Genomic DNA, 395 nt, shown 5'->3' on the forward strand with positions numbered 1-395 from the left:
CCCGGTGACCGCGACCGACTCGGCCCGCTCCAGGCAGGCGTCGAACTCGGCGATCGAACCCGGCGCCGTGAAGTCGGACCGGTAGTCGTCGATCTCGAGCGGCAACAGCGCTTCCAACCGCGCACCGCGGTCGAGCGCGGCGGCGGCGACCACTCGGTCGGCGCCCTCGGCGAGGGCCGACACCACCGCCAGCTCCGTGCCCGACGCCCGCCTCGCGAGGACGTCGAGCACCGACCCGACGCGGTCGGCGACGTCGTCGGTCGCGGCGAGGGTGCGGTGGCCGCTCACCCCGACGACGATCGGTCCCTCGGCTCGCGCCCACCCCGGGTCGGCCGCCGCGTACGGGTCGGTGACCGACGTGGCGATCACGGCATCGAGGTTCAGCGGTCCGTAGA

At 74.9% G+C, this 395-nt stretch carries 1 protein-coding gene; it reads right to left on the minus strand.

Annotation, left to right across the window (positions count from 1 at the left end; all coding sequences use genetic code 11):
* A partial coding sequence (locus I6F37_RS43695) for a hypothetical protein (protein WP_225154938.1) occupies positions 1-395 on the minus strand: 395 nt, incomplete at both ends.

It is taken from the genome of Bradyrhizobium sp. NBAIM08, from assembly GCF_020193935.1.
GTDB classification, from domain to species: Bacteria; Pseudomonadota; Alphaproteobacteria; order Rhizobiales; family Xanthobacteraceae; genus Bradyrhizobium; species Bradyrhizobium yuanmingense.